The 6498-nt window shown below is 70.7% G+C and carries 6 protein-coding genes and 1 pseudogene; 3 read left to right on the top strand and 4 right to left on the bottom strand.

The annotated features are described in order from the left end of the window. The 3 genes and pseudogenes from JWP64_RS31220 to JWP64_RS31210 form a co-directional block, all read left to right on the top strand. A pseudogene (locus JWP64_RS31220) lies at nt 1–409 on the top strand (hypothetical protein); the annotation flags it as partial. Nucleotides 410–431: 22 nt separating this feature from the next. Next, on the top strand, nt 432–1409 hold the full coding sequence (locus tag JWP64_RS31215; RefSeq protein ID WP_297504225.1) for an NADPH:quinone oxidoreductase family protein: 978 nt from the start codon (nt 432–434) through the stop codon (nt 1407–1409). Between the two features lie 76 nt (nt 1410–1485). Next, nucleotides 1486–2163, top strand: coding sequence for a GntR family transcriptional regulator (locus JWP64_RS31210; protein ID WP_297504223.1), 678 nt, complete (start codon nt 1486–1488; stop codon nt 2161–2163). Nucleotides 2164–2402: 239 nt separating this feature from the next. Here the strand turns inward: JWP64_RS31210 and JWP64_RS31205 are convergent, their stop codons facing one another. Genes JWP64_RS31205 through JWP64_RS31190 form a run of 4 tightly spaced genes read right to left on the bottom strand, consistent with a single transcriptional unit; the run spans nt 2403 to nt 5764 of the window. Continuing rightward, nucleotides 2403–3404 carry an ABC transporter substrate-binding protein gene (locus JWP64_RS31205; protein ID WP_297504221.1) on the bottom strand — a complete coding sequence of 334 codons (1002 nt, stop codon included), beginning with the start codon at nt 3402–3404 and terminating at the stop codon, nt 2403–2405. Between the two features lie 4 nt (nt 3405–3408). Next, on the bottom strand, nt 3409–4179 hold the full coding sequence (locus JWP64_RS31200) for an ABC transporter ATP-binding protein (RefSeq protein WP_297504227.1): 771 nt from the start codon (nt 4177–4179) through the stop codon (nt 3409–3411). Nucleotides 4180–4214: 35 nt separating this feature from the next. Further along, a complete protein-coding gene (locus tag JWP64_RS31195; protein WP_297504219.1) occupies nt 4215–5003 on the bottom strand; it encodes an ABC transporter permease in 789 nt (262 codons plus the stop codon). Then, complete coding sequence (locus tag JWP64_RS31190) at nt 5000–5764, bottom strand: ABC transporter permease (RefSeq protein ID WP_297504217.1); 765 nt, start codon at nt 5762–5764, stop codon at nt 5000–5002. The genes JWP64_RS31195 and JWP64_RS31190 overlap by 4 nt, the downstream gene beginning before the upstream one ends. Between the last annotated feature and the right edge of the window lie 734 nt (nt 5765–6498).

The raw sequence follows: 6498 nt of genomic DNA, 5'->3' as shown, positions 1-6498 counted from the left end.
CGTCTACGGCTTCACGTCGATGCTCATCAACCTGCTCCGGGACGAGCAGCCCACGCACCTCGCCGTGGCGTTCGACGTCTTCCCCGCGAAGATCGAGAACTTCGCGCTCCGGCACGACGGCGTCACGAAGGCGGCCGTGGTACCGGTGCCCGACGAGCGGCTCGGGGAGAAGGTCTGCCTCGTCGTGCAGGCCCGCCCCGGGCTGGAGATAGACGCGCAGGAGCTGCTGTCCCACCTCGACGAAGCCGGCCTGTCGAAGTTCGACATGCCCGAGTACTTCGCCCAGGTCGAGGACCTGCCGCTGATGCCCTCGGGCAAGATCCTCAAGCGCCGGCTAGTCGAGTGGATCGACGAGGGGCGTCTCGCCCCCTCCCCGGTCCGCTTCGCCCCGGCCCCCGCGGCCCGCTGACCACCCCCGAGGAGAGCATCCCGTGCGCGCAGTGACGATCCACCGGTTCGGCGACCTCGACACGGCCGGCCTGGAGGAACGACCGGACCCGGTGCCCGCCGAGCACGACGTGCTGGTGGAGGTCCGGGCCGTCCCGGTGAACTACGTCGACCTCGTGACGCTGCGCGGCGAGTACCAGTTCGTGCCCGAGCTGCCCTATGTGCCGGGCAAGGGCCCCGCCGGCATCGTCCGGTCGGTGGGGGCGGCTGTCACCCGGATCGCCCCGGGCGACCGGGTACTGGCAATGGCCGAGTACGGCGCGTACGCCGAGTTCGTCGCGGTCGACCACCGGCAGGTGTACCCACTGCCCGACTCGCTCTCGTTCGACGACGCCGCCGCGATGTCGCTCGCCTACGACACCGCGTGGATGGCCCTGCGCGAGCGGGCCCGCCTCGCTCCCGGGGAGTCGGTCCTCGTGCTGGGCGCCAGCGGCGCCGTGGGGCAGGCCGCGGTGCAGCTCGCCCGGGCCATGGGTGCTGGCACGGTCCTCGGCGGCGTGTCCCGGCCGGGGCGCCCCACCGGGCCCGTGGACGGCGTCATCGACCTGTCGGGGCCCGATCTGCGCGACAGCGTGCGCGACCAGGTCCGCGCCGTCACCGCCGGCGCGGGAGTCGACGTCGTGATCGACCCGCTCGGCGGCGACGCATTCGACGGGGCCGTGCGGTCGCTGGCCTGGCGGGGCCGGCTCGTGGTGGTCGGGTTCGCAGCCGGGCGGATCCCCGTCCTCAAGGTCAACTACCCGCTGCTGAAGAACATCGAGGTGTCCGGGCTGCAGATCAGCGACTACCGCAAGCGGATGCCGGAGCTGGTGGCGCAGTGCTATCGCGAGGTCTTCGCGTTCCACGCCGAGGGGCGGATCACGCCGCCGCTGAGCACCGTCCTGCCGCTGGCCGACTGGCGCACGGCGGTCGAGAAGCTCGGGTCGCGAGCAGCCTCGGAGCGCCTCCTCCTGCGGCCGTGAGTCGTCGTCATCTGCATACTGGTGCGCGCAACCGCGTACCGTCGCAGGCACCGTGCCCCACGACCCTGGAGCGTCGATGACAGAATCGCCGGCCTCGCCGCGACGCCGTCCCGGACGGGCCCCGACCAACCGCCGGATCGCCCCGTACGACCGGCTCAAGCAGGCAATCATGGAGGGTGAGCTGGTCCCGGGCGAGCAGCTCGTCGAGCTCGCCCTGGCCGAGTGGTGCCAGGTGAGCCGCACCCCGATCCGGGAGGCGCTGACCCGGCTCGAGCAGGACGGGCTGGTACGGCGCACCGACCGGGGCCTCATCGTGCGGGAGAGCAGTCCCGAGGAGATCCTCGACCTCTACGACACCCGCATCGTGCTCGAGAGCCGCGCCGCGGCGGTAGCCGCCGAGCGCCGCACCTCCATCGACCTGCTCTCGATGCGCCGGGCCGATGAGCGCGTGCATCGCGTCGCCGACGGCGACGCCAACGCGATGGCCGAGCGCAACCGCGAGCTGCACCGAACGATCTGGCATGCGAGCCACAACGAGTCGCTCATCGACCTGCTCGAGCGGCTCAACCTGCACTTAGGTCGCTATCCCGCCACCACCCTGGCCTTCCCCGGCCGGCAGGAGACCTCGCACGACGAGCACCGGGAACTGATCAACGCCATCGAGGCCCGCGATGCCGAGGTCGCCGCACTCCTCGCCACCCGACACTTCACCGCAGCGCGCGACATCCGACTCAAGCTCTGGGAGTCGGAGTAGCGGCTCGGGCGCCCGCTAGCCCTTCACCTTCTGCATCGTGAAGCCGGCCGTCGGCTGTTGACATCGACTCCATCGATGGGCCGCGTACTTCCTGGCCTCCTGGGACGACCCTGTGGGACCTGTCGCGCTCTGGTACCGCTGCAGCGCGTTCCGCTGACCCGGCTGCTAACGCACCCAGCTATGAGGAGAAGTGGTTGCGGCGGGCGCCCGCCGCAACCACCTCCCCAACGTGCCGGTACTCATCCCTGGTTGAGCACCTCGGTCACGTCGGGCAGGGCGTCACCGGACAAGAGTCCGAAATGCACTGACGCGTCGTAGAGGCTGGTCAGGGACTGCTTGCTCGGCATGCCGCCGGGCCAGGTGCCCAGCGCGATCCGGTCGGCCAGGGCAGGGTCCAGACCCAGGAAGCCCGGGATGAAGGCGCGAACCTCGTCGAGGTGCTCGGTGGCGTAGGTCCGCGACCGCTCCAGCGCCCGCTTGAACCGCTCCACCGTATCCGGATTCGACTTGATGAACTGGTCGGTGGAGAACCAGGAGGAGATGTGCACGTCCGGCTGCACCACGCGGTACGGGTGCGCGATGATCCGCGCCCCGGCCTGCACCGCCCGGGTGAGGTGGGGCTCCGCGATGTGCGCGGCCTGCATGCGGCCCTGCTGCAGGGCTGCCGGCATGTCGGGGAAGGGGATCTCGATGAACCGGATCGAGCCGAGGTCGGCCCCGCCGCGCTCCAGGGTCACCCGGTCGGCGACCTCGACGATGTTGTTCAGCGTGTTGACCGCGACGGTGGCACCGTTGAGGTCGGCGACGGACTGTACCGGGCTGTCCGCGGGCACCACGATCGCCTCGTCGATCGGCGTGGGGTCCACACCGGCGCTGCTCGCCGCGGCGACGATGCGGATCGGTAGCCCCTGGGCGCGGGCGAGCAGCAGCGACACGTTGTTGGAGAAGGCGAAGTCGTACTGTCCGCTCACTACCGCCGGCAGGAGCGCCGCGCCCCCCTGCCCGACCTGCGTGGTGACGGCGAGGCCCTCCTCGGCGAAGAACCCCTTCTCGACGCCGAGCGCCAGTGGTGCGTTGGTGACGATCGGCAGGATCCCGACGTCGACCTGGATCAGGCCGTTCGCGGTGGTCCCGGAGTTCGGGCCGCCACACGCGGCGGTCGCGCCGAGCGCCAGCGCTGCCAGCCCGGTCACGAGTCGGCGGGTGCGCGGACGCAGCCCTCGGTTGCTCAGCAGTGCCATGGATCTACCTCTTTCCATCGCCCAGGATCTCCCGGTACACGTGTGCCCGGAGGGCGGCGTACTCGGGGAGCGCCTTGGTCTCGGTCTGGTTCCGCGGCCGCGCCAGGGGCACGTCGAGCACCTCTTGGACGGTGCACGGCGGTGGGCTGAGGACAACGACGCGGTCACCGAGGTAGACCGCCTCGTCGATGTCGTGGGTGACGAACAGGACGGTCATCGCGAAGTCGGCGCGCACCCGGAGAATGAGGTCCTCGAGCTCGATGCGGGTCTGGGCGTCGACCGAGGCGAACGGCTCGTCCATGAGCAGGATCTCGGGCCGGTAGGCGATCGCGCGGGCGATGGCCACACGCTGCTGCATCCCGCCCGACAGCTGCCAGGGGTACCGGTCGCCCGCACCGGTGAGCCCCACCGCGGCGAGCGCCTCGTCCACCGCCCGGGTGCGCTCGGCGCGTCCGCGGATCTTTTTGCGCAACGGCAGCTCGACGTTGCGGCGCACGCTCGTCCAGGGCAGCAGCGAGCGGTTGTACTCCTGGAACACCACCCCCATCGCAGCTGGTGGCGCCGTCACGCGCTCGCCGTGCAGCTCCACCCCACCCTCCGACGGCGCGATCAGCCCGGAGAGGCAGCGCAGCAGCGTGGTCTTCCCGCAGCCGGACGGGCCGACGATGCAGACGAACTCCCCCTTCGCGACGTCGAAGGTGACCCCGGCGATGGCGAGGTGCGCCGTCTCTCCAAGGCCGTAGGACTTGCGTAGGTTCTTGACCGCGACGACCATGGTGTCCGCCTCTCCTTCGATCGGTGCCGCGGGCATCAGGCACCCGGTCCGGCGTCGAGCAGGCTTGCCCGGAATCCGCGGTGCCAGGCGAGGACGCGGCGCTCGACGAGTACGAGCACCACGTTGATCAGGTAGCCGAGCAGGCCCAGCAGGATGATCCCGGCCCACATGTCGGTGGTGGCGAATCGCCGCTGGGCCTGCAGGATCGAGTAGCCGATCCCATTGGTGCTGGCGACCATCTCGCTGACCACCATGAGGATCAGCGCGAGCGACAGAGCGGCGCGTAGCCCGGCAAAGATCTGCGGTGCCGCCGACGGCAGCACCACCCGCCACACGCGCTCCACGGGGCCCAACCGGAACGTGCGCGTGACGTCGATCAGCAGCGGCTCGACCGAGCGCACCCCGTCCACGGTGTTGAGCACCACCGGGAACGAGCAGCCCAGTGCGATCACGAAGACCTTGAGCGTGAGGTCCTCGCTGAACACGATCAGCCCGAACGGGATGAGCAGCACCGCGGGAAGGGCGCGCAGGAACTCTACGCTCGGCCCCAGCAGCGTCCGGGCCAGCGACGACAAGCCCAGCGTGACTCCGACGGCGATCCCGGCGACCGCGGCGATCATGTAGCCCAATGCCATGCGGCCGAGGCTGGGCAGCGCGTCCCGGACGAATCCCGGGCCGAGCCACACCGCGCCGAAGCGCTCGAGGATGTCGGCCAGCGGGGGGTAGTACAGGGAGGCAGACCCTGCCGATGCGACGTACCAGACGGCGATGAGGAGCAGCGGGACGAGCACCTCCAGGCCCACGAGCACGGTGCGACGCGTCATGACCGGACCTCCCGGTGGGTCGGGTGCCAACGGAGCAGGTGGCGCTCGGTCCGCGCGATGGCCGTGCTGAGCAGCAGGCTGATCAGGCCGGTGGCGAAGGTGAGGGCGTACATGAGGTCGTAGGCGCCAGCGTTCTGCGCGAGCAGGATGGCGCGGCCGAGGCCGGGAGCGCCCGCGACCAGCTCGCCGGTGACCGCGAGCACGATCGCGAGGGCCGACGCCAGTCGCATGCCGGTGGCGATAAACGGGGCGGCGCTGGGCAGCGTGATGCGTAGGAAGATGTCGCGCCGGGTGAAGCCGAACGACCGCGCCGAGTCCCGGGTCACCGGGTCGACCTCCTGCACCCCGTAGATGGTCTGGACAAGGATCGGCCAGAACGTCGCGAACACGACGAGGAACACCTTCATGTCCAGCGTCGTGCCGAACACCCGGATCGCCAGCGGGATCAGGGCCACCGACGGGATCGGCCGGAAGAACTCGACGATCGCCCGGGTGGACCGGTGCAGGTACGGGTTGGTACCGATCACCAGTCCGAGCGGTACCGCGACGACGATGGCGAGGCCGAGCCCGATCGCCCAGCCGGCGAGCGTGGCGGCGACGTCGGCCCAGAAGCCGGTCTCGCCGAGCAACCCTGCCAGGCGCGGCAGCACGGTGGAGGTGGGTGGGATGTACTGGGCCGGCAGCACGCCTGCCCGGGGCAGGAGCTCCCACATCGCGAGGGCGGCGAGGACGCCGGCGCCGCGCGACAGGCCCGCGCGCACCCTGCGGGCGGAACCGTTGCCGGGCCTGGTGCGCGGCGTCGCTGGAACTGGGGTCGATCTGGGTGGCCGTTCGCGCTCGCGGAGCCCGGGGCCTGCTGTTCCCACCACGTGCTCGTACCTCCGGGACGTCGTCGAAAGGGGTGGTGCCCGGCCGCGGCGCTGTATGCCAGGCCCGCGCTGCATAGCGTTGTATACAGCCGCACACAAGTCAAGTAGGTCTGCCGCGTCTGCCAGGGCCCACGGCCTCGAAGGGCCAGCGGACGAGCCACGAGCAGATGCCAAGAAGGCCGGTATGAGCCTCGAGCGGGAGAGCGGTGATGTGCGATCTCCATCCATGTCGAAGCTTTCCGAGCGGCGCGCCACCCGTGAAGGGCGGCAGAACAGGCTGTAGGCGAGCTGGAGCAGGTGAGTGTCGGGAGAGCGGTCCCATCGGGTGCGCTGGTCGTTCGAAGGCGAGCAGCCAGGCGAAGCCGCCTTCGACCGCCCGGCGTTTGCATCTCACCGCACCGGCCGTCGCCAAGGCGGTACCGTCAATCCATCGCCGCCGCGAACGGCCCGCCGACGTCTTCGGGAGCTGTTGCCGACCGCGACTACCGCCGCCGCTTTCGCGGCTACATCCAGCGAAGCCGCAGGCGCCAGGGCCGACAGACACCGGGCCGAGGCCCTGCGTCGGCTACTCCCCCAGGTTCCGCGAGATATCCCCGGCCGCCCCGGCCACGAGCTCCCCCCAGTGC

This window comes from Pseudonocardia sp., from assembly GCF_025465255.1.
Taxonomy (GTDB): Bacteria; Actinomycetota; Actinomycetes; order Mycobacteriales; family Pseudonocardiaceae; genus Pseudonocardia.
Note: the sequence above shows the minus strand (reverse complement) of the source record. Positions and strands in the feature narration are given on the sequence as shown.